Here is a 26,786-nt window from a genome sequence, read left to right as displayed (position 1 = left end):
CAATCTCAAAGATTGTTGTTTTTTATAGTATTTTAGTTATATATAACTAACTTATCGTGTAAAATAGTCTGTGCGAAAGGAATTCTAGTAATGATAGATAAGAAACTTTTAGCCCTTTTAGGGGGAAATAAAAAATATATATTCTATACAGTTGGTCTTATGATTGTGGGTTTATTCGCTAATCTTGCAATCACCGCTTCCATCTGCTATGCCATTCAATATGCAGCAGAATATGCATCCTCTGGTAGTAATGCACAAGGATTTATCCTACCAACGGTGATTGTAATCATTGCGATGGCAATACGTTATATAACTTCTCGTAGTATCGGTGACTTGAAGGATACATTAGGAAGAAATGTGAAGAAGAACTTGCGTCAACGCATCTATGACAAGATTATCAAGCTAGGTGTTCGTACAACTGACAACATGAGTATGGCAGGTTTAACACAGCTATCCATGGAGGGTGTTGAACAGTTAGACCTATATTATTCCGCATACATTCCACAGTTCTTTTATGCGATGATCGCACCAATCATTTTGTTTGTAGTCACTGTACGTATCAATTGGGCAGTCGCACTTGTATTACTTGCATGCGTACCGCTAATTCCTATGTCCATTATTGCAGTATCCCGTTACGCAAAGAAAATCTTTGCGAAGTACTGGGGTAAATATACATCCATGGGAGATAGTTTCTTAGATAGTGTACAAGGTTTAAAAGAATTAAAGATCTTCCAAGCTGATGCTGCACAAAATATTAAAATGAATGAGACAAGCGAAGAGTTCCGTAAGATTACGATGAAAGTATTAGTAATGCAGTTAGCTAGTACAACAATCATGGACATGGTTGCCTATGGTGGCGCAGGCCTTGGTATTGCATTAACGATGCTCGCAGTCGTAAATGGAACCCTATCTGCTTACGCAGCGCTATTCTTAATACTCGTTGCGGTAGACTTCTTCTTACCTCTACGTGCGTTTGGTTCTGCATTCCATATTGCGATGAATGGTGCAAGTGCAGGGAATAAGATTCTTTCATTGCTTGCTCAACCAGATTCAGTATGGGGTAATGGAACAGTAGACAGTACGAAAATTGCAATAAAAGATGTTACCTTCTCTTATGATGGAACACGTGATGTATTACAACATGTATCCATGAGCTTTGGTTCAACTGGCATGCATGCAATCGTTGGTGAATCCGGTTCCGGTAAGTCTACAGTCGTTAACCTACTATTAGGTGCATATCATCCTCAACAAGGTTCTATCCTTGTTGGCAATAAACCACTAGAGACATTAAATAGAGAAGCCTATTACTCTCATATTTCAGTTGTAAGTTATAACACCTATATCTTTAACGAAACAATTCGTCAAAACTTTATGCTTGCTAAAGCTGATGTTACAGATGAAGAAATCTATAATGCGCTTAAGAAAGTAAATCTCTATGATTTCATCATTGGAAACGGTGGATTAGATAAAATCATTACAGAAGACGCCACAAACATCTCTGGTGGCCAAAAACAACGACTAGCACTTGCAATCAACCTAGTCGCAAACAAAGATATCTACATCTTCGATGAAGCCACAAGCAATATTGATATTGAAAGTGAAGCTATCATCATGAACAACATTAAGGAACTATCAAAAGAGAAGTCCGTTATTGTTATTTCTCACCGTCTAGCAAATGTCATCGCCGCTGATACCATTTACTACATCGAAGATGGAGAGGTTAAAGAACACGGTACTCACGCAGAACTAATGAACATGCATGAAGGTTATGCAAAGCTATATACAACACAAAAGAATTTAGAAGAAGGCTATACGGAGGTAATCGCATGACAAATGAAAAATACATCCGCCGTAGTGGCATTAAAATTATGGCAAGTTTGATTACCCTACTAGGTTCGCTTGCATATATTATGATTCTTGCCGTTATTAACGGTTCCGTAGGCTTTATCGTTGCGATAGGTGTTACTCTCATGGGTGCAGTTGGTATTGCAAAATCACTCGGTGAAGCAGTTCCTCTATCTTATGGAGCAATCATCGCCTTAACAATTGGCTTTGGTGTATTACGTGGTTTCTTACGTTACCTAGAACAATACAGCAATCACTACATCGCATTCAAGTTACTAGCAGTATTACGCGACAAGATTTTCCGCGCACTGCGTATTCTTTGCCCAGCAAAACTTGAAAGCAAACAAAAAGGTGCAATTATCTCCATGATTACAGCCGATATTGAAACATTAGAAGTATTCTACGCACATACGATTTCTCCAATCTGTATTGCGGTGATCGTATCTACCTGCGTTACTTTATTTGTTGGATTTACCGTAAACTGGTATCTTGCGCTCATCGCATTACTTGGCTATCTAACAATTGGTATTATTGTCCCAATGATTTCCTCTAGTCGATTAAAGGAATCTGGTGTACGTTACCGTGCAGAATTTTCATCCTTTAACGCTTACTTCTTAGATAGTATCAAGGGTATTAAGGATATCGTGCTCATGCACGCACAAGATCAGCGTAAAGATGAAGTAAATAAGCGTTCTGATTCCCTTCTTCTTGAAACGAAGAAGATGAAGCATGATACAGCGAGAGCTACTGCTGAAACTGAACTGAGTGTCTCTATCTTTATCATCCTCACATTAATCGTAGGTATTATCCTAGTCGCAAACAACAGTCTAACAATCGGTAAGATGTTAATTGGTGTAACAGCAGTATTTGGATCTTTCGGTCCCGTCATCGCTATCTCTGCACTGCCTGGAAACTTAACACAGACATTTGCGTCTGGTGACCGTGTACTGAATCTATTATCTGAAAAGCCAGCTGTTACTCCAATTGTATGTGGTAAAGACTTTACATTCGAAAACTTAGAAGTAAATAACTTATCCTTCTCTTATGATGGAAAAGCACAAGTGCTAAAAGATATATCCATGCATGCAAATATCGGAGAAATCGTTGGCATTGTTGGTGAATCAGGCTGTGGTAAATCTACATTCCTAAAACTATTACTCCGCTTCTGGCAAAAAGAAACAGGTGATATTCTTTACAACGGCATTGATATCAATCAAATCAATACAGAAAGTTTATTGTCTAACGCTACAATGGTTAGTCAAACAACGTATCTCTTTGATGATACTGTTGAAGAAAATCTTCGTATCGCAAAACCGGAAGCTACAATCGATGAAATCGAGAATGCATGCCGCAACGCATCTGTTCATGATTTCATCATGACACTACCAAATGGCTATCAAAGTAAAGTTGGAACACTTGGAGATAATCTTTCTGCAGGTGAAAAACAACGTATTGGTTTAGCACGTGCATTCCTTCGTGGTAGTAAGCTAATCCTATTAGATGAACCTACAAGTAACGTAGATAGTATCAACGAAGGTATTATTCTCAAATCCTTAAAAGAACAAAAACACGATAAATGCATTATTTTGGTATCCCATCGTGAATCTACAATGGCAATCGCTGACCGCATCTATCGTGCATCAGAAGGTGTCATGCATGAGCAGAATTGAAGAAAAACGTCAACGTGAAATCTCAATCGTCACAAAGATGATTGAAGTCTATTGCAGAAAGAAACACGATACAAAAGATGGCCTTTGCCCCGAATGCAAAGAGTTACTTGATTACGCAACCATGCGTAGTAGTCATTGCCCATTTATGGAAACAAAAACATTTTGTGCAAACTGCCGTGTTCACTGCTATAAACCAGAAATGAGAGAACGAATTAAAACTGTGATGCGCTTCAGCGGTCCTAGAATGTTGTTGTATTATCCACTCGCAACAATTCGTCATCTGATTGAAAGCATCAAAGAAAAAAGAAAACTGGAGAAACAGAAATGAATTCAAAAAAGATATTTTGGATTGTGCTAGGTTGCGTTAGCCTTGGGGTTGGTGCAATTGGAGCATTCATCCCACTATTACCATCCTTTCCATTCCTACTACTCGCAGCGTTTAGCTATAGTAAGAGTTCTGAAAGACTACACAACTGGTTTATCAATACAAAAATATATAAAAACAACCTAGAGAGTCATCTCAATGGCAAAGGCATGACAAAAGCCGCAAAAATTCGTGTAATGTGCACCGTTAGTGCATTTATGTTATTTGGCTTTGTGATGATGATACGCAAATCTCTATATATTCCATGTGCAATTCTTGGAGTCGTATGGTTATTTCATATGATTTACTTTATCTGGGGCGTCAAAACTCGCGAAGAAGATTCTGCAGAATAATTGATTTACAACAAAATTTGTCGTGATAAGATACCAGTGAGGTAATCATCATGGCAAATTTTTTATTGTTATGCTGGGAGTTCTTTAAAACAGGTTTATTCTCTATCGGTGGAGGTCTAGCCACAATACCCTTCCTACAAGAGATGTCGCTAAAGTATGGTTGGTTTAGCCTTACAGACTTAACAACCATGGTAGCTATCAGCGAATCTACACCTGGTCCAATGGGCGTAAACATGGCGACCTATGTAGGAAATCATATATACGGCTTCTTCGGTGGTATTGCCGCAACACTCTCCGTTACAGCACCAGCATTTCTATCAATTATTCTGATCGCAACAGCACTTCAAAAGTTTGAAGACTCTGTGATTGTACAAAATGCATTTATGGGTCTAAGACCAGCGGTTGTTGGTTTAATCACATCTGCAGTGATAGGTATCTATTTACTGGCATTACTCGATATCACTACATTCAAAACAACCAAATCACTTTTAAGTTTATTTAGATGGAAGCCTATTATTATATTTGCATGCATGTTAACTGTTTATCACTTTAAACCAAAGACACATCCAATACTATTTATTATTGCAGCCGCAATCATTGGAATCTTATTTAAACTATAATTATGGTTAAACAATCAACTTAATAACTATGCACTTTTCGGCACTGATAAGACCCCCCAGAGTAAGACATACATCTTTCCTACCATCTACCTGCCTCAATTGAGATTTGTGACCCTCGGGCCAGCAGTTTGCCTAGTTCTTCCTTCAGATTCCACCTCACGATGGACACCCTTGAATTCGGCTAAACCTTAGGGACTACATCCCTTGGTTAGAGGTACCTTTCAACCTCCAAGATATATGCCATGTCTGACACACCAAGAAAAAACCTACAGAATCTTTCGATATACGCAAAGAAAATGCATGTGTATAAAAAGGGACCGAACCGATGAAGGTTCAAAGACATTGATGCATATATTCGACAGATTGGAGGATACGGATTTGATTACAGAACTACTGGAAGGTATGTATACGGAATTGCACGAAAAGAAACCTAAGAAAGCTAAATGAGGCAAACAAGCTTCAGTTTGTCGAACTTAGCAAGCTATAAATTTCTATGAAATGAAACCTATAAAATTCGTACGAATACTGTAGGGTAAGAAAAGAAGTCTTTCTCTATACTAAAATATGCCGAACGAAAGGGGGGGAATCAAAATGAATATTATCAAGTCGTTTAACAATACGATTGATTATCTTGAAACAGTTCTTGATGATGAAATTGATGAAAAGAAAGTAACTCAGTTATCCGGATACTCTTATTCGATGTTCAGCCGCTTGTTTTCTATTCTAACCGAAACAACACTCTCAGACTATTTGAGAAGCAGAAGATTGACGGAAGCAGCCATGATATTAAGAGATACGGACGAAAAGATTATTGATGTTGCATTCAAATTCGGATATGAGTCATCAGATTCATTTGGAACAGCATTTAAAAATTTTCATGGTTTTACTCCTTCGGAGGTGAGAAATGGGAAACCATTCAAATTAGTTTCACGGGTGCAATTAGCACTCAGTGTAAGAGGAGGAAGAAGCATGAATATTACAATTCAAAAGAAACAAGCCTTTGCAGTCGCAGGGGTAAATGAACAAAGCATCAATTCATCATTATGTCCAAGTGTCTGGGATAAGCTGTATGAAAAATATAGCCACGATGAACTTGCAAGTTTGGGAAACGGTCAAAGTGTTGGCGTTTGCCATGATGTGGAAAACCCAAGCACAATAAACTATATGGCAGGCTATATTGTTAATGATGTAGACAAAGCAAGAAGCATGGGCTTAGATGTTTTAGAAGTTGATGAAGCAGAGTATGCCGTTGTAGAGTTAACAGGAAGTGTTCCAGATTGCATTCATACCGGATGGAAATATGCGATGGAAGTATTCTTTCCCGAGCATGGCTATGTTCACTCAGGAAAGCCTGACTTTGAATATTACTATGAGGGTGATATGCATAGTCCTGATTACAAAATGGAGTTATGGATTCCAATAACTAAAGCTTAAAACCCAGTTTGCCAAGAATACAAAAAACAGTGGTAGGGATCCCTACCCACCGCCGTGCGTCTGAAATAGTCTGAAAATAGAAAAGAGAGTACTTACATAATTTCCTAATGTAAAATAACTTGGGGTTTTAGAAAAAACCGCTTTAAAATTACATGGGGGTAAAAAGGTAGAAATTGTAGATGAGAATAATGTCTCTTGTCTACGATTTCTACCTTTTATATGTGCTAAGAAAGAAATGTTTTATTGTTAATTATTTTTTGTATGAACCACGCTTCTTTCCAATCCTTTTGTTGGATTGAAGGTGATCCGTAATTGTGTAATATAGTTTTCTGTTTAACGCGTAGAGCACTCTAGCACGGAATCTTGGAAAGTTTGAAAGACCATTAGAAACATTGATCAGTACACGTAATCTACTATTCATATATTCTGATAGTGCATTCGATTGTTTTCTGTCATCATACGGTCTTCTAAACGAGTTGAGATACTCCTCTTTCCAGTTTGTGATAGATGTCAAAAAGTCTTCGTACGCAGGTATATCAGCAGAAATAAACGCATCTAGTATGGAGGTAATTTCGATTGTACAAGATGGGTAAATAGCAGTTCTATTAAAGTTGCGAAATAATTCTTTTAAGTGGTAGGCAAGCGTTAAAACTGGATCAATCTCCAATAACTGATCATATAAATTTCGATAATTCAATTTTTGCCTAAAGAAACTGTTATATTTCGGCTCGTTATCTAAGTTGTAGTCGGTTTCCAGTAATTTATGCCATGTTTTAAGAAGATAATAAGCTCTACTTCCTTTTTCATAATGATTCATGATATCGATACGTAGACGTGAGAATCCAGATGTAAGATGCTCGATGACATGGAAAGGATCTACAGCGACGATGGCGTTGGGCAGATATTTCTTTACAACATCTTTGTATGGCTGCCACATATCCATGGTCACAATCTTCACTCTTTGTCTCTCACTTAATGGGATATTTTCAAAGTAAGTGCTGAGTTCCTTTTTTGAACGAGACTGTATGACTTCGTTTAGAACACGAGCTTTATTATCGACCATGACACATAAGTAAGAACTGTTTTTTAACGCCATGTCAGAATATAGTTCATCAATTCCTAGATACTCGGGTAAGAACTGCCTTGGAATTCTCAAGTAACTATCGGCATAGAGTTCTACCGTAGGAATAGATACATGTGCTCTTAGTGCAATTGTCTTTAAGTTAATGGAGATATCACCTAGATCTTTCATGATTTGATCGACCATAGAGAAGGTGGAGTGCATACCATCAGGGGTAAAGATATTGTCTTCACTAAAAGTACGATGACAGTCACGACACTTATATCGTCTACGTTTCCAATTGACAATCGTTTTTAGACCAGCGATGTCTTGCGTTTTGAATGTATATGTTAGAAGTCCTTTGCTAGATGTATCAGCACCACAGTAAGGGCAAATGGGGTGTTTATTTATCAGTAGAAGATAAATATTCAAGGTATCATGATTGCGATATGTAGATAGACTTTGAACTTGATCTTGGGACAAGTTCAAAGCAGATGTGATAATATAATCAATAGCCATTTATGGCCTCCTCTCAAGACATTTTCTTTCATAGCAAAAAGATAATAACATGAGAGGTTTTTTTATTTTTGAAGGTACCCCAAGTTTTCTGAAGAAGTATCAAAAAGGCACCCCAAGTCTTCTCATTGCGGTACCCCAACCCCAAGTAATTTTAGAGCGCCAAATTAAGAGGAAGGACATTTTATTAAATGCCTGCAATGGCGTTTAATAAAATAGCTTTAGCGTTGAGATAGAATGGTATAAAAATTCCAAGTCGTAGGATAGAAGGTGAGACGTGTTCTGATTATATTCATATGCTGATAGAGATACCGCCAAAGTATTTAGTATCAGAATTCATGGAATATATGAAAAGCAAATCAACACTGATGATATTTGATAGACATGCGAACCTGAAATACAAATATGGAAGCTGGCATTTTTGGACAAGAGGATATTTTGTCGATACAGTGGGTAAAAATGAGAAGGTAATCAGAGAATCCTTTGCAGTGATAGAAAAAAAAGTTGCGGTTTTCAGTTCTTCAGAAAACGAATGTTTACCGCAACATAATGCCCTTATAGGGCGAGAGCATACCACGTCTTTTAGGCGTGGTTATGATTTCATTTTCGAGATTGCAATAATATATTGCGCACTCATATATAAACATGCAAGCATAGTAGATACTTCAAGGATAATTACAATAATATCACTCTTGATGATGATTCCGTTTACGACCAGTAAGATGCCTAGCAAAGCATACAATACGGCAAGTAGAGCACAACGTCCTTTGTTATTTGTTTCTATAAGTCCTTCAATGAATGATTTTTTCTGTTTTGGCTTAAAGTTAGGAATCTGTGGTAATGTTGGTAGCCAAGATTTTACAAAGCGATATTGTAGTACACCAAACAGTACAAAACCAGCAATTATGGAGATTCTCCAATCACTTGTTAGGCTCATCAGTAACATCGCTACTGCGATACCAAGTGCGATACGATTGTGATAGAGGCTGAAGTTTTTCGCATTTTTCTCTTTTAGAATATATCCTGTTTTTGTTCGGGAAATATACATGATGGTTTGACCTTTATCGTCGATGTATATATTTCTTCCAGCAATCGCTCCACGCTTTTGTGCATTGCCATCATCAAAGATGGATGGTCTTTTTTTCTTTGGGCTTTTTATCATAGAAGTACCTATTTTTGAAGCTGTGTAATACCCTTACAGTAGGTTTCCTCAACACTATAGTCATCGTTTAATACAACGATATCCGCATCATATCCTGTACATAACTTACCAATATGATCGTGCAAGTTTAATAGTGTAGCAGGGTTAATTGTGGCAGAGTTGAGGGCCGCATCGAACGGAACACCAGCTCTTTCAACTAAGTTTCTAAGTCCCTCGTTCATCCGCATTGTAGAACCTGCAAGACTTCCGCTTTCGGTTAGGTGTGCACTTCCATCTGGATAGATTTCGATTTCATGTCCACCAAACATAAACTTGGAACCTGGTTCAAATCCTTTTGCCATTAGGGCATCAGAGATCATGATTGCATGGTCTTTGCCTTTCGCATTAAAGAAGATATTTAGTGCTTCAGGTGTTGAGTGGTTGCAGTCACAGATAATTTCGCTATACATATCGCGAAGGCGTAGAGCTAGCCCAGTTACACCATTGGCACGGTGGTTGAATGGTGATTGTCCGTTGTATGTATGTGTGATAGATTTTGCACCATTTGCGACAGCGATAATACCTTCTTGGAAGGTTGCACCGGAGTGACCGATCGATACTGCAACGTTATGTGCACTACAGTATTTTGTAAGTGCAAGTTCTGGATCGTGCTCAGGTGCTAATGTAATCACTTTAATCAGACCTTCCGCGTCCTTTTGGTATTGGATAAATTCGTCTACGCGTGGTGGAACGATAGCTTCTGGTGGTTGTGCTCCTTTGTATTTCATATCAAGGTATGGACCTTCGAAATGGATACCAATGATATCAGCACCATCTCTACCGGCTACGTGTTCACGCTTTACAGCTGCTACGTTTTTAACAGCTTTTGTTAGTACTGGGTTTAATTCAGTGATTGTTGTGGAAAGGAAGCCAGTAACACCTTCACTTGGAATTCCTTTTGCCCATTTCTTAAGTCCCTCAGGTTCTGCATAGTTTGTATCATAGCCATACGCACCATGACAATGGATATCAATAAATCCTGGCACAATACGACGATTTCCATAATCTACATCCGCAGTATGATCATCAGCAGAGTAAATCCCTTTAATCTTACCTTCAGAAATTTCAATGACAGCTGGGATAAAGTCACCGGCTATCCATACACGATTACTTTTAATAAACATATTTTTATTCCCTCATGAATTACTTTCTATGTTTATCATAGCACTATTGATTTTATTTATCTCTTTTGACACTTATACTTTTTAATAATGATTTGACATCTTTCAGTTAATTTATTCTAATCGTGAATTCTGATTGTTATAATACAAATTAGATAAGACAGGTACAAAAGGAGGAAACAATGTCCATATTTAATTATACAAATGAAGAATTAGAATCATTAAAGGCAACATTTACAGCCACAGAAATCCATCAACAGCCCTTAACTTGGGAGAAGACAATCGAACAGGTACGTTCTCGTGCAGAAGAGATTAAGGCATTTATCGCTAAAGTTATTCATCAAGAAGATTACGATGTAATTTTGACGGGTGCAGGCACAAGTGAGTTTGTTGGGAATGCATTATATTCCTATTTAAATCGTAAATTAAACTACAAGGTTAAGAGCTACGCCACAACAGACTTAACAGCTACACCTGAGAATTATGTATCTGCACATAAGCCTACTTTATTAATCAGCTATGGTCGCTCAGGTGACTCTCCCGAATCTGTAGGTGCAATTCAGTCTGTAGAAGCAGTAAATGACAATCTATATCACTTATTCATTACATGTAATAAGGATGGTGCTTTAAGCAAGCGTGCTAATGCAGAGGGCGACCGTTGCCTCGCAATCAACTTAACTCCTGAAACATTGGATAAGAGTTTTGCGATGACATCCAGCTTTACAAATATGTATCTAGCAACACTACTCTGCTTTAGCTTAGATCACTATGATGAAACAGTCGCTGCTGTAAACGAAGTGATTGGAGCCGCAAAGAAACTTGTTGAAGAAGATTGGTCTACTATCAAGGAATTTGATGATGCGTTTGATTACGGTAGAATCGTATACTTAGGTACAAATACATTGAAGGGTATTGCCCAAGAATCTGCACTAAAGATGCTGGAATTAAATGCTGGTAAGATTGTGACCATGTATGATACACCATTAGGTTTCCGTCATGGTCCAAAGTCCATCATTGATAACACAACATTAACAGTTCTATATCTTTCTGATGGTGAATACCAAAGACAATATGAACTTGACCTATTGAAAGAAATGTCAGGCCAGCGCAAAGAAAATCGCATTATGGTCGTATGTAACACACCATGCGAACTAGCCAAATCTCTTGCAAACTATTATTATTGTTTTGATACACCAGCGAAGGATAATGTCTTTGTAGGTTTAGACTTTATCATAGTTGCGCAATTGATGGCATTATTTGCGTCAATTTGCAATCACTTCACACCGGATAACCCATGTCCAACAGGTGAGGTTAACCGCGTTGTAAAGGGTGTAATCTTATATCCATATTCTAAATAAGGAGGAATAATATGATTGGTATTGTTGTTACAGGACATGGCCATTTTGCCAGTGGTCTAACAAGTTCAGTAGAACTCATTGGTGGTAAACCAGAACATTATCATGCGGTAGACTTCGTTCAAGAAGATTCTACAGATGATCTCGAAAAGAAATTAGAAGCAGCCTTCGCTTCCTTAAAGGATTGCACAGATGGAATCCTCGTATTTACAGACTTAGTTGGTGGTTCACCATTTAAGGTTTCTGTTGAACTCTCAATGAAGCTACAGGAACAATACAAGATTGTTGTATTATCTGGTTCAAACTTAGGAATGATTGTGGAAGCTAACCTAACAAGAAGCTTCGCAAATGACATTGACGCCTTAGCTGCTCAAACAATTGAGACAGGTAAGACACAAGTTATGCGTTTTGAACTTGTTCAACACGAAGAAGTTGAAACTGAAGACGGTATCTAAAAATAAGAATCGGTATAGTGAATGAACTATATCGATTTTTTTGGTGGTGTGCTAGACATGGCATACATCTTGGGGGTTGAAAGGTACCTCTAACCAAGGGATGTAGTCCCTAAGGTTGAGCCGAATTCAAGGGTGTCCATCGTGAGGTGGAATCGGAAGGAAGAACTAGACAAACTGTTGACCCGATGGTCACGAATTTCAATTGAGGCGGGTAGATGACAGGAAAGATATATGCCTTACTCTGGGAGGTCTTATCAGTGCCAAAGGTGGACTAGGAAGAATCATCAGTGAGAAGATTCTAAAATTAAAAGGTCTGTTATCACTAACAGACCACTACCAAGAAGTACATGGTTATTAAATCGATTGTTTAACGATACTCTGGATACCACTTTAAATCGCGAACAGCCTTTGCCATATCTGTTTCCTTCACACGTGCAAGACCTTGTTGTTGTGCGGTTTTAGCAACAGCTTCCGCAACCTTGATAGAAACATCTGTGACATACTTGAATGGTGGTAATACAGGTGCACCTGGTTGAGATTGGTCAATGATACCACTTAAGGAATGTGCAGCAGCACCAATCATTTCATCTGTTAAAAGACTAGCTTCCGATGCAAGCATTCCAAGTCCAAGTCCTGGATAAATTAATGCATTATTTGCTTGGCCGATTACGTAGTCAACTCCCTTATAAGAGACTGTATCTGCAGGAATACCTGTTGCGACAAATGCTTTACCATCAGACCAAGTGATGAGGTCTTTGGCACTTGCTTCAGCTAGTACAGTTGGATTTGATAATGGAAAAATCATTGGACGTTCTGTAATCTTGCACATTTCTTCCACAATTTCCTTTGTGAATGTATTTGGTTGTGTTGAAGTACCAACTAAGATGGTTGGTTTAATAGTCTTAACAACCTCTAATAAGTTAGTTAACTTTTTTGCGTTAGGATAGTCAGAACGCTTCTTAGCAAATGGTCTTTGTTGAGGTGTTAAATCATCCATGTCATCAAAAAGAAGACCTTGTTTATCAACCATAAAGAAATGCTTATACGCTTCTTCTTCAGAGATACCTTCGGATACCATCTCACGTAGTACACGGGAAGCGATACCTGCCCCAGCAGTACCACCACCAAAGCAAAGATATGTCTGCTCAGATAACTTTCCACCAGTGATAGCGAGGGAAGCGAAGATAGCACCAAGCGTTACAATACCTGTTCCTTGAATATCATCGTTGAATGTTGGAATCTGATTACGATATTTTTCAAGAATATTTGCGGCATTGGAACGACCGAAATCTTCCCAGTGTAAATATAGTTTAGGGAATAGACGTTCAGCAGTCTGCACGAATTGATCTACAAAGTCGTAATAACGATCACCGCGAACACGTTCATGACGGTTGCCTAGGTAGTTAGGATTTTCAAGTAATTCTTTACGGTTTGTACCAGCATCAATGACAAGTGGTAATACCATAGATGGATCAATACCAGCAGCAGCTGTATAAACCATCAACTTGCCAACGGAGATATCCACACCATTTGTACCCCAGTCACCAATACCTAAGATACCTTCCGCATCTGTAACAACAATCAAACGTATCTCACGCTCGCCAGCCGCATTCTTTAATGTGGCTTCAATATTTTCTGGATGGTTAATATCCAAATATGCTGCGTATTGTGGATCGATAAAGAGATCGCTATAGTTTTCAATTGTATCCGCAATCGTTGGGTCGTAAACGATAGGATTAAATTCTGCTAGATGTTGAGAGAACATATAGTAGAAAAGTGTACGGTTTGTATTAAAAATCTGCATCAAAAACAAACGTTTCTCTAGATTATTTGCCTTTGTCTGCATCTGTGCATAAGTCTGGTTTGCCTGTTCTTCAATTGTTTGAACATATGGTGGTAAAAGACCAACCAGTCCAAGTTTACTACGTTCTTCCATTGTAAAGGCTGTGCCTTTATTTAGGAAAGGATTATTCAAAATATCATGTGCATTCATAAAGTTAAATCTCCTATGCGGTATTAGTATATACCCATTGTGATGATTGAAGAAAAAGGATTGGCGAAATATCAGAGATAATCCATAAGAAAAGTCATATCTAGATTCACTAGATATGACAGAAATGGATTAATCAATTTGGTCGTAAATCTTACGGGCATACTCACTAGGAGTGATGCCATAACTCTGTGTGAATTTACGAGAGAAGTAGTGAATGGAATTGAAACTCAACATGGACGCAATCTCTGTAATCGTGTAATCTCCTTTACGAATGAGTAATCGACTCTGATTCAACTTTGCAGTATTGATATATTGTTTTGGTGGAACTTGAAGATTGTTTTTGAATAAGTTCTGTAGAGTACTACGTGAGATAGCGAAGCGGTCACAGATTTGTTCGATTGGTAGTGGTTCTAGGATATGTTTATGGATATACTCAAGAATTTCCTCCACAAGACGATCTTCAAAGTGTTGATTAACTGGTGTGATAGGTTTAGGCATCTTCTTTGCGTTTGCATACATATGGAATGAAATTAAGATTTGTTCTAAACAGGAAATCATTCCATCGTACTTGAATGGATTAGCCTGTTCAGAAGTTGATACAAAACGATTGATATCATCCTGCATCTCACGTGTACAACTGATAACACGATTCGAAACTAAATCAGTATGTACACCATCTGCCGCAAAGATAACTGTTAAGTATGAACAAGGATTATCCGAGGATACCTTTTGGTCATGGAATTGACCAGGCATATATAACATACATTCATTCATACCAATCGTATAAGACTTACCATCAACAGTCGTATCCAAAGAGCCTTGATCAACGAAAGTTAATTCATAATAATTATGTGTCTCTCCTAAAAAGGAGTATGCAGGACGTTTTACAACGTAATAATAGGCAATGATTTCAGAGATACGAATCTTAGGTGAAATACTTTCATACACAAATGGTTTTGGTAATGTGTAGGTTGTTTTTGTTGCGTGTTTTGGAATATACAAGCGATAAACAATGTGTTCACTCATTGAGGTGAGATTGAAATAAACATCAGGTTCAATACGTACACGGCGATGTAGTGCAAAACTTTCAATTGAATCAACCTTAGGAACGCGGACAATACCAACCATGGCCATTCCTTCAGATGCTTCTAAATATACAGATTGATTATAGGAATGAAGCGCATGAATTTCCTTTGTTGAAATTGTAAACTCTTCAACAATGAAATCTTCGTCTGGAATATTTGGGACAATTGTACCAAATTTAACGAAATTGGAACTAGTAGTCTTACTAATCATATTTCACCATCTCCTTACCTGTAAAATAGCATACTTTGCAGTTGAAAGAAATGAAAAATCAACAAAAGAATATTTTTTGTTACCGAAAAGTACACTAGTTTTGAGCAAAAATGTAAATATTATGTGAGACTTAATGTTAATATATATCCATGAGAGCGCTTTCTGATTTGATGATAGCGCATATACTCAAAGAGAAAGGAGTAAGGAAATGCCAGATATTGTACTAACTAGAATTGACAATCGTCTAATTCATGGACAGGTGGCAACACAATGGTCCGGTTCAATTGGCGCTAACTTAATCTTGGTAGCAAATGATGACGTAGCTACAAACACATTCCGTCAAGGATTGATGGATATGGCTGCACCTTCATATGCACAGACACGTTACTGGACAATTGAAAAAACGATTACAACTATCCACAAGGCTTCTCCATCACAGCACATCTTTATCGTCTGTGAGACACCTACTGACGTATTACGTTTAGTTGAAGGCGGTGTTCCAATTAAGAAGGTAAACATTGGTAACATGCACATGGCTGAAGGAAAACGTCAGGTCGCTACTAGCGTTGCTGTTGATGATGGAGATGTAGCAGCATTCAAAAAGTTACAGGAACTCGGTGTTGAGTTAGAAATCCGCAGAGTGCCGCAGGAACACGCTGAAGACATCAGCAAGCTCTTTGGGTAAAAATCATTACAGCCGTTTCACTACAAAAACTATTTTAAGGAGGATTGAATCAAATGATTTTACAAGCATTATTACTTGCTGTAGCAACATTCATCTTTGCAATTGACCAATTCTCACTGACGGAGCTTTTATATCGTCCTATTATCGCTTGTCCAATTATTGGTTTGATCTTAGGTGATGTAAATACTGGCCTTGTCATCGGTGGTACATATGAACTGATGATGGTTGGTAACATGCCAGTCGGTGGAGCACAGCCACCAAACGCTGTATTAGGTTCTATTGTAGCAATGATCTTCGCTGTTAAGTCGGGATTACCTGTTGATCAGGCTTTAGGCCTAGCAGTTGTATTCTCTGTATTTGGACAGTATGTAGTTACATTTACATTCACATTTATGTCATACATTATGGCTAAGGCTGATAAGGCTGCTGAAAATGCAGACCCAGCTGGAATCACTGGTGTAAACATTCTTTCTATGTGTATCTTAGGTGGTCTCTTCGCGGTTCTAGCACTTGTTGCTTTCTTCGGTGGAAATGCTGCTAGCGAAGCATTAAAGAGTTTCTCTGAAAATGCTTCATGGTTCATGGGTGGCTTGGGTGCTGCTGGTGGAATGATGCGTTATGTAGGTTTCGCAGTATTACTAAAGATCATGCTTGCAAACGACATGTGGGGTATCTACTTCGCAGGCTTCACAGCTGCTGCTATTCTTGGAAATATTGAGGCTACAAAAGGCGCAACATTAATTCTTGTAGCATTTATCGGCTTTGCAATTGCAATGTACGACTACAATACAAATGTTAAGATCAAGCAATTAACATCTAATAATGGAGGTGCTGGAGATGGAATCTAATTTCAATTTAGCATATAAGGACACTGCTCCTGCTAAACCACTTACAAAAGCAGTTTTAAATAAGATGGTTTGGCGTTCTCTAAACTTACAGGCTTCCTTCAATTATGAAAGAATGCAGGCTGCCGGTTGGTTATGGAGTATTTTACCAGGTTTGGAAGCTATCCACATAAACAAGGATGACTTATCCACATCTATGACTCACAACCTTGAGTTCTTTAATACTCACCCATTCTTAGTAACATTCGTTATGGGTATCGTATTATCTATGGAACAACAGAAGGCTGATATCAACTCAATCCGTGCTGTTCGTGTAGCAGCTATGGGCCCTTTAGGTGGTATTGGTGACGCATTGTTCTGGTTTACATTAGTTCCTATTACAGCTGGTATTACAGCGAATATGGCGATTGCTGGTAATTTGATAGGACCAATCATTTATTTCTTAATTACATTCGGTGTACAGATGGCTCTTCGTTACTGGTTAATGTACTGGTCATATGACATGGGTACAAAGGCTATCGAGGTATTAACTGCTAATGCTCGTGAATTTACACACGCTGCGTCTATGCTTGGCGTATTCGTAGTTGGTGCATTGACATGCAATTATGGTGCTACAAAACTTGGTATGGTGATTCCTAATGGACAAACAGCCGAAAAAGTCAAACAGCTTGTTATCGAGAATGGCAATATAGTCGAAAAAGAAGTTGAACAATTAAAAGATGTTAATATTGATATTCAAGCAATGTTAGATGGTATCTTACCTGCACTTATTCCTTTAGGGTTGACATTAATGTGCTATTTCTTAATTAAGAAAAAGAGTTGGTCACCAACTAAGTGCATTATGCTCTTATTAGTTATCGGTATCGTTGGATGCATATTTGGAATTTGGGCTGGAGACTATAAGGTTCCAGAACTTCTAGGTTCATTCATCGTTTGGCATAAGTAATCAATAACGAAAGGGACACCTTATCGGTTGTCCCTTTTGTTCTAAATATAGATTATTGTTTATCTTGGTTCTTTAATTCTTGTTCATATTTATCGTAATACATTTTTTGTACGTCATCGCTGAGGGGAAGTTTCTCATTCGGATTACGTTTCTTGTTATGGATGACATATCCAACGATGACTGCGATAAATATGAATAAGGCAATTACTGTTGCGGAAATAGACATAGGTATGCATTAGCTCCTTATGCGTCTATTATAACAGTGTTTTTCATGATATTCTTAAAATACGGAGGTTGTTTATGGGGGAACGTTTATTGGTGTTTGGTGTTTTATTGATCATTGGTATTGTCCTATATGTTGTTTGGGTGTTTTTTGCACAAAGACAAGTGATGTATATGTCTTTACTGCTATATCGTCAAGGTGATGCGGATCGTTATCTTAAAGAATTAAATTCTTTATCCAGTCGCTTGTTCTTTAATAAGAAGCTACGTACACTAATGGCAATTGATGCAAATCTCATCAAGGGTGATAAGGAACAACTCAATAAATTGTTTGAAAGAGCAACAGCATATAAACTCAGTTCTTCTGATCGTGTACTAGTATTACAGAAGGAACTATTATTCCATATCGCACAAGAGGAAAATGAGAAGGCAGTACAGTCCTATGAAGCAATTCATAAGACATATGATAAGTTAACAGATAAGCAGAAAGAGAAGTATTCTGAAATCCTAAGAGAGGTTGAATATCCCTATACAATCCATGTCATGCATGATGGTAAGTATGCTTCGGATTTAATGGAACGTGGAGATACGATTGCAGATGCTGTACCTGCTGGTGTATGTTATCTAAGAGCTGCACAATCTTATTGTTTAAAGGATGATAAAGATCGTGCAGAGCGTGCACTAAACCACGCAGCAAAAAAGTTGAAGGATACGACATATTACCCAGAGATTCAAAAAATGATTCAAACACGTAATTTTATGGATGTCTTAAAATATAAAATTTAATGCATGGCATGAACATGCGGGGTTCAATAGAGAAGAATTACAGAAATGTCTGAATCTCTTCTCTTTTATTATGAGTCCACAGCACAACAAGTTTTCGAAGGGTAAGTATGTATTAAGCAGAATATTTAGCAACTGATGATTGTATTCAAATTATAAGAAATTTAAAGATTTCTTAAAAACAAACTTAAATATATGATATTATATATGCATAACTGAACGTTGGTCAGTTGTGGCTTCGGCCATGAAAGTGGGTGGATTTTTGAAAAAGATTATATCAATACTGTTAGTGTTATGCCTATCTGGCTGTACTGTATTAGACTTTGTAACAGACGATAACCAAAATCAAACAATTAATTCTTATAAAAATGATTATGAAAATACAAATACTACAACAGAGAATCAGGCACAAAACAAAAATGGCTTCACTGTAAAAGATAAAGAAGATAAAAATAAACTAAATACGAAATCACTCTATTTGTATTATTACGATCAGCTATCAAGTACACAGAAGGCAATTTATGGGGAACTTTATGATGTACTTCAGAAGCCGGTTTCCGAGTATTCATTCAAGAAACTTGTTAAGAAGGAAGACTTTGCGACGGCAATTCTAGCATTCAACTATGACTTCCCTGAAGCTTACTGGATGTGGGACTATCGTTACTTGACGGATGATTATGGAAAAGTTAAGAAGGTCAAATTCCAAGTTCCCGAAGACTACGCTGAAACACAAGCACAAGTTGACCAAATTGTAGATAATGTAGTTGGGGCTGTCGCAAGCGCAAGTGATTACGAGAAGATCAAGTATTTCTACGATTGGATTATCAACTGGACAGTTTATGAAGACAATAAATGTGACCAGAATTATACAAGCGTGTTCCTCTTCCGAAAGAGTATCTGTGCTGGTTATTCAAGAGCCTTCCAGTATCTCTGTAAGAAGGCAGGCATCAAGTGTGCGACCGTTCGTGGTCAAACAAATTAAGCGCATGCTTGGAACTTTGTAGAGTTAAATGGTAAGTACTACTGGATTGATGTGACTTGGGGAGATCCGATCAATGATGATGGTAGCTAGTCACTTGTTTACTATTACTTCATGGTAACGGACGAAGTGTTATTCCGTACACATTATTCTTTAAATGGAACAGTTGTAATTGGTGATTCTTCGTTTGAAGCGTTCAAATTCCCACAGTGTACAGATAACTCTCTCTCATACTATGTTCAAAATGGGGCGTATTTCCAAACAGATGACTACTATACGATTAGAGACTATGTGTTGCAGAAGCTGTATGAAGATCCATACCAAAAGATTTCATTCCAGATTGGTGATCAAGCATCCTTCCAAGTAGCTGTTGAGCAATTATTGTCACAGAACTATCGATATATTACGAATATCTTTAGCGAGTATTTCCCAGGAAGATATTGGTATAATGCCATCACGAAAGATGATGTTGGTGTCATCACTGTACAAATCGTTTCATAAAAATAACTGTGTAATATCTTGATAAATAGTCTCAAGAGTTACACAGTTTTTTCTATAGAGAAGACTTAAGGATTATCCTAGGTCTAATTAAAATGTAATCTCCTCTTGGTGAGAGCCGTACATATACTCATCTACAGTATAGATAACTCGATCTTTGACAAGAGATACTGGATCATTATGTAAAGTACCTTCACGTACCTTTGTGTATGCGATTGGCATAAATTGGCTCAATAGACCAAGAGGTACGCCATCCTTAAAGTTTTCAAATAAAACTTTTTGTGCTGCTACAACTTCATCGACTGGCATATAGTAACGGGAACGATCGCTGAAGGAGAATTTACGCTTGTATGCAATTTCTTCAGGTGTACCGTGATAATGCTTGATATAGTACTTTGGATTCTTGAGCATTGCGTCATCTAGTACTTCGATGAAGTGACTCTGTTTTTCAGGCTGATCTTTTAATAGCTCCTTTTCGGCATATGCTAATGCAAATAAGGCTTCACGCATCATGTAGGTTAGACCAGGACCAACCTTTAAGATACCAACCCCATCTTCGACTAGTTCACGAAGACTGATCTTTGTTTGATAATCGGTAGAATGCCCTTCAAATACAAGATTATTATATTCTTTGATGGAAGCCATTAGGTCGACTGCTTTAGAACGGTCGTATGGTGTGCAACCAGCATCTTTTTCTTCAACACCAGGTTGTACAACAACACCAATTACATGTTTCCAAGCTTCGTCTAATTGATGATCATGGAATGCTTTCTCAAATGTTGCAACTGTCTGTTTGAAGTCAGAAACCTTTGTGACTTGTAGACCAGTTTCTACTGCCTCTTGAGAGCCGCCTGGGATAGGCACTTCAGAACCAACAATATAAACAGGATGCAATGCGTCAGGATTATCTTTCAGAAGTTGTTGGTAAGCTTCCTCTGCTACAACAGCGAGTTCTGCACCACGTCTAGCAATGACTTCATCACTTAAACGAACGTTTGGGTCATCACTTGCGACTTTCATTGATGTATCGATATGAATCTTCGTAAAGCCAGCAAGCACAAACTGACGGATTAATTCAGAAGCTTCTTGCATTGCCTTTTCTTCATCATACTGCACGAATGTTAATGGGCCTAAGTGATCGCCGCCCAAAATGATACGGTCCATAGGCAAGTCTTCAAGTTTTGCAAGTTCTTCAACAAATTGCATGAAATCTTTAGGTTTCATACCGGTATAGCCACCATATTGGTCAACCTGGTTAGCTGTCGCTTCAATAAGCAATACGGAATTAGTTTCTTTCGCACGCTGCATACATGCACGTAATACCAACTCATTTGCAGTACAAGCAGAGTAAATACCGACAGCTTTACCTTGTTTCTGCAAACGAACAATGTGTTTTAATGGATGTTCTCTCATGACAAAATCCTCCTAATTAAATTATACAACAGGGTGGATGAATTAATTGTTAATGAATTTGCATTTTTAGAGGATATAATAGATATATCAGTATAAAAAACATTTTTTTGATATTGGAGAAGCTATGATAAAAGCATATACACAGGAAGGCACAAAGCATGTCAACCAAGATGTCTTTGGTTGGCAAGGAAATATGGCATGGGTCATCGATGGCGCAACGCCTCTTTTTGGTGATGATTTTCTTGGTGGAAATGATGTACAGAAAAGTGTGAGAAAGATATCGAACGCGCTCAAGAAGTTTGTGAATAATCAAGATTCTTTGGCGGATATTTTATACCATGCATGCAAATCTGTAGAAAAAGAATATCGTAAAACAATTCCTGGATATGATTTGATTGAGAAATATAAACTACCTACTTTTGCGGTGGTTATTGTTAGAGTGAATGATAATACTGTTGAATGGTATGGATTGGGTGATTGTGAGATATACATGCATGATACAGTGTATCGTGATGAATCTTTTGATAGAATCAACAAACGTAATCAAAAGGAAGTCGCTGATAAGTTGGCATTACATCGTGAGACAAGGATGTTATTGAACAATGAAAAGCATCCAGAGGGATATTGGATAGGATCATTGGACGCAGTTGGATGTATGCATGGGAAACAGGGTAGTGTTGCAATCGAGAATATCAAGAATATCTATCTTTATAGTGATGGAATGTCAACGGTATTGCGGGATAAAGCTGTGATGAAGAATGGGTATGATATTGATAGTCTTGTTTTTGAAAAATACATACAGAAGAACCGTTCTTTAACAACCGATGATATTACAATTCTTCAGCTGCGCTTGAAAGGGGAATAAGATGATCAAGGGAATATTATTTGATTTTGATGGTACACTTAGTAACCGTGTTGAGTCAGCGTACTTTATGTATCGTTGGATGGTACATGAGATGTTACCGGAAATGGATGTGTATGATATAGAGTTTGAAAGAATCGTACAGCGTTGTATGTTGTGGGATGAATACGGAACGATTAACAAAGTACATGTATTAGAACTGTTAAAGAAACATTATGTGCCTGATTTGGATGTGGAGGTGTGGAAGGAAAAATGGTATACGACATTCCATGAATTCCAAGTTGAAATGCCACATTCCTATGAAGTTCTGACGGAATTAAAAAAGAAATATAAGATAGGTATCATCACAAACGGTGCTGAACAATCTCAATCTGTGAAGATTGATTATCTAGATATGCGTAAATATTTTGATACCGTAATTATCAGTGGTGCATTTGGCGTTCATAAACCAGATGTATCCATTTACGAGAGGGCAGCTAGCGATCTAGGTTTAAAATGTGAAGAAATTGCGTTTATTGGAGACACCTTTGCGACTGATATTGTAGGTGCGGTACGTGCTGGGATGATGCCGATTTGGTATTGTTATGAGCATCGTGGTATCTCCCTGTATGAAGTGAAACAGGTAAGCAACTATGATGAAATCCGTGATATGTTCCTTGTAAATACAGAGTGGAACCAGTAAATAATTGAAAATATATGCTAAAAAGGCCTGATAATAGGTCTTTTTCTAACAATATAATATATATAAAACAAAAACAGCTTAGGTTTACCCATGAAATAAAAGTGAAATGCAACTGCTTTCATATAAAAACAAACATATTTTTGTTCAAAAACCTTCAAAAATCATCACGAAATAAAATGTATAAAAATATCAAAAAAAGTGATTGCAAAAGGGTTTTAGTAGTGTTACTATATTGAAGCACTCGTGTAGATGTGGAAGATTGCTGGCACGCCGATGTGCGTTGTCACAGCATGGTGTGATAACCAGGGAACTTCCACGGAGCGATCCGCCACAAGATGGCGGAGTGAATATAAGGAGGAAAAATTCATGGCAAAGAACTCAGTAAGAATTCGTCTGAAGGCTTACGAGAACAGAAGCTTAGACGCTGCTAGCGAAAAGATCGTTAAGACAGCTACAAGCCACGGCGCAAAGAAAATCGTTGGACCTGTTCCGCTGCCTACTGAGCGTGAAGTGATTACAGTACTTCGCGCTGTCCACAAGTACAAGGATGCTCGTGAGCAATTCGAAATCCGTACACACAAGAGATTGATCGAAATTATCGGCCCATCCGCAGAAACAATCGATGCATTAAGTAGATTGGATTTGCCTTCTGGAGTTGATATCGAAATCAAGTTGTAGAAAGGAACAGAGGTAAATACAAATGAAGGGTATTTTAGGACGTAAGCTTGGTATGACCCAGGTATTCACGATCGAAGGAACTCTGATTCCTGTAACAGTGATCGATGTAAAACCGAACGTTGTACTACAAAAGAAAACAAAGGAAGTTGATGGCTACGAAGCAGTTCAGCTAGGTTATGAGGATGTTAAGGAACAACGTTCCAACAAGCCTGCTATCGGACATGCTAAGAAAGCTAATACAGCTCCTAAGCATTACATCAAGGAACTCAGAGCTGATGAAATGATGAACCTTGAAGTAGGTGCTGAAGTTAAGGCTGACTTGTTCAAGGCTGGTGACGTTGTAGACGTACAGGGAACAAGTAAGGGTAAGGGTTACAGCGGAACCATCGTTCGTAACAACGCTGCTCGTGGACCAATGACACACGGTTCAGGCCATCACAGACATATCGGCTCTCTTGCAACTAATGGTCGTAACAACGGCGTAGTTAACAAGGGTACAGTAATGCCTGGTCAAGAAGGTGTTTACACAACAACTAATCAGAACTTAACAATCGTTAAGGTTGACGCTGAAGAAGGATACATCCTTGTAAAGGGCAATGTTCCAGGACCACGTAAGGGATTGGTTGTTATCAAGACAACAGTTAAGCCAGTTAAAGAAGTTGCAGTTCCTGAATTAATTTCTTATGAAGGCGTTTCTGTTGCAGAGGAACTAGAAAAGGTTTCTGAAACAATCGAAGCTGAATTAGCTGCAGCACCTGTAGCTACAGAAGCTGAAGGAAAGTAGAGGATTTGATCAATGGCTAAAATTGATGTATTCAATCAGGAAGCTAAGGCTGTTAAGTCCATCGAGCTATCTGATGCTGTATTTGGTATCGAACCAAATCAGCAATCAATGTATGATGCGATCCTCGTCTACCAGGCTGGTTTAAGACAGGGAACACACGCTACATTAACTAGAGCTGAAGTATCCGGAACAGGCAAGAAGCCATTCCGTCAAAAGGGTACTGGTCGTGCTCGTCAGGGTTCTACACGCGCTACACAGTGGAGACATGGTGGTATCGCATTTGGACCACAACCTCGTAAGTATGATTTCAAGCTAAATCGCAAGGTTCGTCAGTTAGCTTTACGTTCTGCGTTGAGTGAAAAACTTCAGGAGAGTTCATTAACTGTTCTTGAGAATTTATCATTCGATGAGATCAAGACAAAGAAGGCTGTAGCTTTAATGAATGCTTTCGGATTCGACCGCAAGACATTATTTGTGGCTGAAGCTGATGAAGACTTCGACAATGCATATGTTTCAATGAGAAATATTCCAAATGCATTAGTTGTAACGGTGTCAAGCTTAAACGTTTATGACATTGTAAATGCTGATAAGGTAGTCTTCACAGAAAAGGCTGCTGAAAAGGCTGGGGAGGTATTTGCATAATGAGCGCACGTGACATTATTGTTAGACCACTCGTAACAGAAAAGACAATGAAGCTTCAAGACAGCTTCAACAAGGTAACGTTTGAAGTTGCTAAGAACGCAAACAAAGTTTCTGTTGCTCAGGCAATCAAGGAAATCTACAACATTAAAGTAGAAGGCGTTAACATCGTTAACGTTCATCCTAAGAAGAAGAGAATGGGCCGCTACGAAGGTACAACATCTGCTTATAAGAAGGCAATTGTTACATTACCAGAGGGTGCTTCAATCGATATCTTCAATAGCGAGAAATAAGAGAATCAACTATCGGAGGAATTCGCTATCTCCGGAAAATTGCGAAAGGAAAGTAAAAGAAAATGGCAATCGTAAAATACAAGCCTACCAGTGCCGGACGTAGAAATATGTCCACTCTGAGTAATGACCGTATCACAAAGTCAACTCCAGAGAAGAGCCTGCTTGCGCCACTAAACAAAAAGGGTGGACGCAACAACACAGGACGCATTACTACTCGTCATCAGGGTGGAGGCGTTAAGCAAAAGTATAGAATTATCGACTTTAGAAGAAACAAGGATAATGTTCCTGCTAAAGTTGCTGGAATCGAATATGATCCAAACAGAAATGCAAATATTGCATTATTGCACTATTTAGATGGTGAAAAGCGTTATATCATCTGTCCAGCGGACTTACATGTTGGTGACACAGTCATCTCTGGTGAAGCGGTGGATATCAAGATTGGTAACGCGATGGAATTGAAGAACATTCCGGACGGAACTGTAGTTCACAATATCGAACTTACAGCTGGTAAGGGTGGACAGATGGCACGTGCTGCTGGATGTTCTGCTCAGATCCTTGGTTCTGAAGGAAACTTCGTAACTCTTCGTTTATCATCTGGTGAAGTTCGCCGTGTTCATAGCAACTGCCGTGCAACAGTTGGCGCAGTTGGTAACGGTGATTATAACTTAATTAGTTTAGGTAAAGCTGGTCGTTCCAGATGGATGGGTATCCGTCCTACAGTACGTGGTTCTGCAATGAACCCTGTTGATCACCCACACGGTGGTGGTGAAGGCAGAGCACCAGTTGGACGTAAGTCACCTATGACACCATGGGGCAAGAAGGCTATGGGTGTTAAGACTCGCAAGCCAAAGAACAAGAGTAACCAGTACATCGTCAGAAGACGTAATGGAAAATAGTTGAAAGGAGAACATAAAAAATGTCAAGAAGTTTGAAAAAAGGCCCATTCTGTGACGCTAGCTTATTAAAGAAGGTTGAAGCACAGAATGAAGCACATAAAAATGAAGTAATTAAGACATGGTCTCGCCGTTCAACGATTTTCCCTAGCTTCGTTGAGCACACATTCGCTGTTCATAACGGTAAGGAACATGTTCCGGTTTATGTAACAGAAGACATGGTTGGACACAAGCTTGGTGAATTCGTACCAACACGTAAGTTCGGCGGTCATGGCGACGACAAGAAGGCGTAAGGAGGAAA

29 protein-coding genes and 1 pseudogene are annotated in these 26,786 nt (G+C 38.4%); 23 read left to right on the top strand and 7 right to left on the bottom strand.

Annotation, left to right across the window (positions count from 1 at the left end):
* Nucleotides 1-90 precede the first annotated feature (90 nt).
* The 6 genes from RGT18_RS12410 to RGT18_RS12385 all read left to right on the top strand — a co-directional run bounded on the left by RGT18_RS12410 (nucleotide 91) and on the right by RGT18_RS12385 (nucleotide 6,286).
* Nucleotides 91-1,830, top strand: coding sequence for an ABC transporter ATP-binding protein/permease (locus RGT18_RS12410; protein WP_028078020.1), 1,740 nt, complete (start codon nucleotides 91-93; stop codon nucleotides 1,828-1,830).
* Complete coding sequence (locus tag RGT18_RS12405) at nucleotides 1,827-3,515, top strand: amino acid ABC transporter ATP-binding/permease protein (protein WP_051240965.1); 1,689 nt, start codon at nucleotides 1,827-1,829, stop codon at nucleotides 3,513-3,515. Before RGT18_RS12410 ends, RGT18_RS12405 begins: the two co-directional genes overlap by 4 nt.
* Nucleotides 3,502-3,843 carry a nitrous oxide-stimulated promoter family protein gene (locus RGT18_RS12400; protein ID WP_028078018.1) on the top strand — a complete coding sequence of 114 codons (342 nt, stop codon included), beginning with the start codon at nucleotides 3,502-3,504 and terminating at the stop codon, nucleotides 3,841-3,843. Before RGT18_RS12405 ends, RGT18_RS12400 begins: the two co-directional genes overlap by 14 nt.
* The gene (locus RGT18_RS12395) at nucleotides 3,840-4,232 is read left to right on the top strand and encodes a YbaN family protein (RefSeq protein WP_006524905.1); all 393 of its coding nucleotides are present in this window, start codon (nucleotides 3,840-3,842) and stop codon (nucleotides 4,230-4,232) included. The genes RGT18_RS12400 and RGT18_RS12395 overlap by 4 nt, the downstream gene beginning before the upstream one ends.
* 50 nt (nucleotides 4,233-4,282) lie before the next feature.
* A complete protein-coding gene (locus RGT18_RS12390; protein ID WP_028078017.1) occupies nucleotides 4,283-4,852 on the top strand; it encodes a chromate transporter in 570 nt (189 codons plus the stop codon).
* A gap of 591 nt (nucleotides 4,853-5,443) precedes the next feature.
* Nucleotides 5,444-6,286, top strand: coding sequence for an AraC family transcriptional regulator (locus RGT18_RS12385; protein WP_028078015.1), 843 nt, complete (start codon nucleotides 5,444-5,446; stop codon nucleotides 6,284-6,286).
* Nucleotides 6,287-6,536: 250 nt separating this feature from the next.
* Here the strand turns inward: RGT18_RS12385 and RGT18_RS12380 are convergent, their stop codons facing one another.
* The gene (locus tag RGT18_RS12380) at nucleotides 6,537-7,865 is read right to left on the bottom strand and encodes an ISL3 family transposase (RefSeq protein ID WP_338174770.1); all 1,329 of its coding nucleotides are present in this window, start codon (nucleotides 7,863-7,865) and stop codon (nucleotides 6,537-6,539) included.
* A gap of 260 nt (nucleotides 7,866-8,125) precedes the next feature.
* Here RGT18_RS12380 and tnpA point away from each other — a divergent pair.
* A pseudogene (gene tnpA, locus RGT18_RS12375) lies at nucleotides 8,126-8,341 on the top strand (IS200/IS605 family transposase); the annotation flags it as partial.
* 113 nt (nucleotides 8,342-8,454) lie between these two features.
* Here tnpA and RGT18_RS12370 read toward each other — a convergent pair.
* The gene (locus RGT18_RS12370) at nucleotides 8,455-9,024 is read right to left on the bottom strand and encodes a hypothetical protein (RefSeq protein WP_028077815.1); all 570 of its coding nucleotides are present in this window, start codon (nucleotides 9,022-9,024) and stop codon (nucleotides 8,455-8,457) included.
* A gap of 8 nt (nucleotides 9,025-9,032) precedes the next feature.
* Entirely contained in the window at nucleotides 9,033-10,187 is a 1,155-nt protein-coding gene (gene nagA, locus RGT18_RS12365; protein WP_028077816.1) for an N-acetylglucosamine-6-phosphate deacetylase, read from the bottom strand.
* Nucleotides 10,188-10,366: 179 nt separating this feature from the next.
* Between nagA and RGT18_RS12360 the strand changes: the two genes are divergently transcribed.
* Complete coding sequence (locus RGT18_RS12360) at nucleotides 10,367-11,542, top strand: SIS domain-containing protein (RefSeq protein WP_028077817.1); 1,176 nt, start codon at nucleotides 10,367-10,369, stop codon at nucleotides 11,540-11,542.
* An 11-nt stretch (nucleotides 11,543-11,553) separates the two neighbouring features.
* Nucleotides 11,554-11,994 carry a PTS sugar transporter subunit IIA gene (locus tag RGT18_RS12355; RefSeq protein ID WP_006524991.1) on the top strand — a complete coding sequence of 147 codons (441 nt, stop codon included), beginning with the start codon at nucleotides 11,554-11,556 and terminating at the stop codon, nucleotides 11,992-11,994.
* Between the two features lie 367 nt (nucleotides 11,995-12,361).
* Here RGT18_RS12355 and RGT18_RS12350 read toward each other — a convergent pair whose 3' ends face one another.
* Nucleotides 12,362-13,987 carry a malolactic enzyme gene (locus RGT18_RS12350; protein WP_028077818.1) on the bottom strand — a complete coding sequence of 542 codons (1,626 nt, stop codon included), beginning with the start codon at nucleotides 13,985-13,987 and terminating at the stop codon, nucleotides 12,362-12,364.
* 129 nt (nucleotides 13,988-14,116) lie between these two features.
* Nucleotides 14,117-15,283 (bottom strand): AraC family transcriptional regulator, encoded by a 1,167-nt coding sequence (locus RGT18_RS12345; RefSeq protein ID WP_028077819.1) that lies wholly within the window; start codon nucleotides 15,281-15,283, stop codon nucleotides 14,117-14,119.
* A gap of 208 nt (nucleotides 15,284-15,491) precedes the next feature.
* Here RGT18_RS12345 and agaV point away from each other — a divergent pair, with 208 nt between their 5' ends.
* From agaV to RGT18_RS12330, 3 genes are read left to right on the top strand one after another with little or no spacing between them, the layout of a single operon-like run.
* Nucleotides 15,492-15,968 (top strand): PTS N-acetylgalactosamine transporter subunit IIB, encoded by a 477-nt coding sequence (gene agaV / locus RGT18_RS12340; protein ID WP_028077820.1) that lies wholly within the window; start codon nucleotides 15,492-15,494, stop codon nucleotides 15,966-15,968.
* Between the two features lie 53 nt (nucleotides 15,969-16,021).
* A complete protein-coding gene (locus RGT18_RS12335; RefSeq protein WP_037403666.1) occupies nucleotides 16,022-16,816 on the top strand; it encodes a PTS mannose/fructose/sorbose/N-acetylgalactosamine transporter subunit IIC in 795 nt (264 codons plus the stop codon).
* Nucleotides 16,806-17,759, top strand: coding sequence for a PTS system mannose/fructose/sorbose family transporter subunit IID (locus tag RGT18_RS12330; RefSeq protein ID WP_028077822.1), 954 nt, complete (start codon nucleotides 16,806-16,808; stop codon nucleotides 17,757-17,759). The genes RGT18_RS12335 and RGT18_RS12330 overlap by 11 nt, the downstream gene beginning before the upstream one ends.
* 52 nt (nucleotides 17,760-17,811) lie before the next feature.
* Here RGT18_RS12330 and RGT18_RS12325 read toward each other — a convergent pair whose 3' ends face one another.
* Nucleotides 17,812-17,985 (bottom strand): hypothetical protein, encoded by a 174-nt coding sequence (locus RGT18_RS12325; RefSeq protein WP_156022795.1) that lies wholly within the window; start codon nucleotides 17,983-17,985, stop codon nucleotides 17,812-17,814.
* Between the two features lie 74 nt (nucleotides 17,986-18,059).
* Here RGT18_RS12325 and RGT18_RS12320 point away from each other — a divergent pair, with 74 nt between their 5' ends.
* The 3 genes from RGT18_RS12320 to RGT18_RS12310 all read left to right on the top strand — a co-directional run bounded on the left by RGT18_RS12320 (nucleotide 18,060) and on the right by RGT18_RS12310 (nucleotide 20,244).
* Nucleotides 18,060-18,767: a hypothetical protein gene (locus RGT18_RS12320; protein WP_028077823.1), complete on the top strand. Its 708-nt coding sequence runs from the start codon at nucleotides 18,060-18,062 to the stop codon at nucleotides 18,765-18,767.
* 259 nt (nucleotides 18,768-19,026) lie between these two features.
* Nucleotides 19,027-19,746: a transglutaminase domain-containing protein gene (locus tag RGT18_RS12315; protein ID WP_156022796.1), complete on the top strand. Its 720-nt coding sequence runs from the start codon at nucleotides 19,027-19,029 to the stop codon at nucleotides 19,744-19,746.
* Nucleotides 19,747-19,857: 111 nt separating this feature from the next.
* Nucleotides 19,858-20,244, top strand: a complete 387-nt coding sequence (locus RGT18_RS12310) for a hypothetical protein (protein WP_028077825.1) — start codon at nucleotides 19,858-19,860, stop codon at nucleotides 20,242-20,244.
* Between the two features lie 87 nt (nucleotides 20,245-20,331).
* Here the strand turns inward: RGT18_RS12310 and RGT18_RS12305 are convergent, their stop codons facing one another.
* The gene (locus tag RGT18_RS12305; RefSeq protein WP_006525000.1) at nucleotides 20,332-21,654 is read right to left on the bottom strand and encodes a class II D-tagatose-bisphosphate aldolase, non-catalytic subunit; all 1,323 of its coding nucleotides are present in this window, start codon (nucleotides 21,652-21,654) and stop codon (nucleotides 20,332-20,334) included.
* A 124-nt stretch (nucleotides 21,655-21,778) separates the two neighbouring features.
* Here RGT18_RS12305 and RGT18_RS12300 point away from each other — a divergent pair, with 124 nt between their 5' ends.
* From RGT18_RS12300 to rpsS, 8 genes are all read left to right on the top strand, one after another.
* Nucleotides 21,779-22,519 (top strand): protein phosphatase 2C domain-containing protein, encoded by a 741-nt coding sequence (locus RGT18_RS12300; RefSeq protein ID WP_028077826.1) that lies wholly within the window; start codon nucleotides 21,779-21,781, stop codon nucleotides 22,517-22,519.
* Between the two features lies 1 nt (nucleotide 22,520).
* Nucleotides 22,521-23,198, top strand: coding sequence for an HAD family hydrolase (locus RGT18_RS12295; RefSeq protein WP_028077827.1), 678 nt, complete (start codon nucleotides 22,521-22,523; stop codon nucleotides 23,196-23,198).
* Between the two features lie 366 nt (nucleotides 23,199-23,564).
* Nucleotides 23,565-23,876, top strand: a complete 312-nt coding sequence (gene rpsJ / locus RGT18_RS12290; protein WP_028077828.1) for a 30S ribosomal protein S10 — start codon at nucleotides 23,565-23,567, stop codon at nucleotides 23,874-23,876.
* A gap of 22 nt (nucleotides 23,877-23,898) precedes the next feature.
* A complete protein-coding gene (gene rplC, locus RGT18_RS12285; RefSeq protein ID WP_006525004.1) occupies nucleotides 23,899-24,660 on the top strand; it encodes a 50S ribosomal protein L3 in 762 nt (253 codons plus the stop codon).
* Nucleotides 24,661-24,672: 12 nt separating this feature from the next.
* The gene (rplD, locus tag RGT18_RS12280; RefSeq protein WP_028077829.1) at nucleotides 24,673-25,302 is read left to right on the top strand and encodes a 50S ribosomal protein L4; all 630 of its coding nucleotides are present in this window, start codon (nucleotides 24,673-24,675) and stop codon (nucleotides 25,300-25,302) included.
* Nucleotides 25,302-25,592, top strand: coding sequence for a 50S ribosomal protein L23 (rplW, locus tag RGT18_RS12275; protein ID WP_006525006.1), 291 nt, complete (start codon nucleotides 25,302-25,304; stop codon nucleotides 25,590-25,592). The genes rplD and rplW overlap by 1 nt, the downstream gene beginning before the upstream one ends.
* A 62-nt stretch (nucleotides 25,593-25,654) precedes the next feature.
* The gene (rplB, locus tag RGT18_RS12270) at nucleotides 25,655-26,488 is read left to right on the top strand and encodes a 50S ribosomal protein L2 (protein ID WP_006525007.1); all 834 of its coding nucleotides are present in this window, start codon (nucleotides 25,655-25,657) and stop codon (nucleotides 26,486-26,488) included.
* A gap of 20 nt (nucleotides 26,489-26,508) precedes the next feature.
* Nucleotides 26,509-26,778, top strand: coding sequence for a 30S ribosomal protein S19 (gene rpsS / locus RGT18_RS12265; RefSeq protein WP_006525008.1), 270 nt, complete (start codon nucleotides 26,509-26,511; stop codon nucleotides 26,776-26,778).
* The last annotated feature ends 8 nt before the right edge of the window (nucleotides 26,779-26,786 follow it).

The sequence above is a fragment of the Solobacterium moorei genome (assembly GCF_036323475.1).
Taxonomy (GTDB): Bacteria; Bacillota_I; Bacilli_A; order Erysipelotrichales; family Erysipelotrichaceae; genus Bulleidia; species Bulleidia moorei.
This window is presented reverse-complemented; position numbering and strand designations above follow the sequence as displayed.

What these genes read in the sequence shown, in the direction of transcription:
- RGT18_RS12355 (WP_006524991.1), top strand. Translation starts at nt 11,554, where the DNA reads ATGATTGGTATTGTTGTTACAGGACATGGCCATTTTGCCAGTGGTCTA.
- RGT18_RS12405 (WP_051240965.1), top strand. Translation starts at nt 1,827, where the DNA reads ATGACAAATGAAAAATACATCCGCCGTAGTGGCATTAAAATTATGGCA.
- RGT18_RS12410 (WP_028078020.1), top strand. Translation starts at nt 91, where the DNA reads ATGATAGATAAGAAACTTTTAGCCCTTTTAGGGGGAAATAAAAAATAT.
- RGT18_RS12370 (WP_028077815.1), bottom strand. Translation starts at nt 9,024, where the DNA reads ATGATAAAAAGCCCAAAGAAAAAAAGACCATCCATCTTTGATGATGGC.
- RGT18_RS12295 (WP_028077827.1), top strand. Translation starts at nt 22,521, where the DNA reads ATGATCAAGGGAATATTATTTGATTTTGATGGTACACTTAGTAACCGT.
- RGT18_RS12325 (WP_156022795.1), bottom strand. Translation starts at nt 17,985, where the DNA reads ATGTCTATTTCCGCAACAGTAATTGCCTTATTCATATTTATCGCAGTC.
- RGT18_RS12300 (WP_028077826.1), top strand. Translation starts at nt 21,779, where the DNA reads ATGATAAAAGCATATACACAGGAAGGCACAAAGCATGTCAACCAAGAT.
- rplC (WP_006525004.1), top strand. Translation starts at nt 23,899, where the DNA reads ATGAAGGGTATTTTAGGACGTAAGCTTGGTATGACCCAGGTATTCACG.
- nagA (WP_028077816.1), bottom strand. Translation starts at nt 10,187, where the DNA reads ATGTTTATTAAAAGTAATCGTGTATGGATAGCCGGTGACTTTATCCCA.
- rplB (WP_006525007.1), top strand. Translation starts at nt 25,655, where the DNA reads ATGGCAATCGTAAAATACAAGCCTACCAGTGCCGGACGTAGAAATATG.
- RGT18_RS12380 (WP_338174770.1), bottom strand. Translation starts at nt 7,865, where the DNA reads ATGGCTATTGATTATATTATCACATCTGCTTTGAACTTGTCCCAAGAT.
- RGT18_RS12400 (WP_028078018.1), top strand. Translation starts at nt 3,502, where the DNA reads ATGAGCAGAATTGAAGAAAAACGTCAACGTGAAATCTCAATCGTCACA.
- rplW (WP_006525006.1), top strand. Translation starts at nt 25,302, where the DNA reads ATGAGCGCACGTGACATTATTGTTAGACCACTCGTAACAGAAAAGACA.
- rpsS (WP_006525008.1), top strand. Translation starts at nt 26,509, where the DNA reads ATGTCAAGAAGTTTGAAAAAAGGCCCATTCTGTGACGCTAGCTTATTA.
- RGT18_RS12360 (WP_028077817.1), top strand. Translation starts at nt 10,367, where the DNA reads ATGTCCATATTTAATTATACAAATGAAGAATTAGAATCATTAAAGGCA.
- RGT18_RS12385 (WP_028078015.1), top strand. Translation starts at nt 5,444, where the DNA reads ATGAATATTATCAAGTCGTTTAACAATACGATTGATTATCTTGAAACA.
- agaV (WP_028077820.1), top strand. Translation starts at nt 15,492, where the DNA reads ATGCCAGATATTGTACTAACTAGAATTGACAATCGTCTAATTCATGGA.
- RGT18_RS12310 (WP_028077825.1), top strand. Translation starts at nt 19,858, where the DNA reads ATGGTAACGGACGAAGTGTTATTCCGTACACATTATTCTTTAAATGGA.
- RGT18_RS12390 (WP_028078017.1), top strand. Translation starts at nt 4,283, where the DNA reads ATGGCAAATTTTTTATTGTTATGCTGGGAGTTCTTTAAAACAGGTTTA.
- RGT18_RS12335 (WP_037403666.1), top strand. Translation starts at nt 16,022, where the DNA reads ATGATTTTACAAGCATTATTACTTGCTGTAGCAACATTCATCTTTGCA.
- RGT18_RS12320 (WP_028077823.1), top strand. Translation starts at nt 18,060, where the DNA reads ATGGGGGAACGTTTATTGGTGTTTGGTGTTTTATTGATCATTGGTATT.
- RGT18_RS12395 (WP_006524905.1), top strand. Translation starts at nt 3,840, where the DNA reads ATGAATTCAAAAAAGATATTTTGGATTGTGCTAGGTTGCGTTAGCCTT.
- RGT18_RS12305 (WP_006525000.1), bottom strand. Translation starts at nt 21,654, where the DNA reads ATGAGAGAACATCCATTAAAACACATTGTTCGTTTGCAGAAACAAGGT.
- rpsJ (WP_028077828.1), top strand. Translation starts at nt 23,565, where the DNA reads ATGGCAAAGAACTCAGTAAGAATTCGTCTGAAGGCTTACGAGAACAGA.
- rplD (WP_028077829.1), top strand. Translation starts at nt 24,673, where the DNA reads ATGGCTAAAATTGATGTATTCAATCAGGAAGCTAAGGCTGTTAAGTCC.
- RGT18_RS12330 (WP_028077822.1), top strand. Translation starts at nt 16,806, where the DNA reads ATGGAATCTAATTTCAATTTAGCATATAAGGACACTGCTCCTGCTAAA.
- RGT18_RS12350 (WP_028077818.1), bottom strand. Translation starts at nt 13,987, where the DNA reads ATGAATGCACATGATATTTTGAATAATCCTTTCCTAAATAAAGGCACA.
- RGT18_RS12345 (WP_028077819.1), bottom strand. Translation starts at nt 15,283, where the DNA reads ATGATTAGTAAGACTACTAGTTCCAATTTCGTTAAATTTGGTACAATT.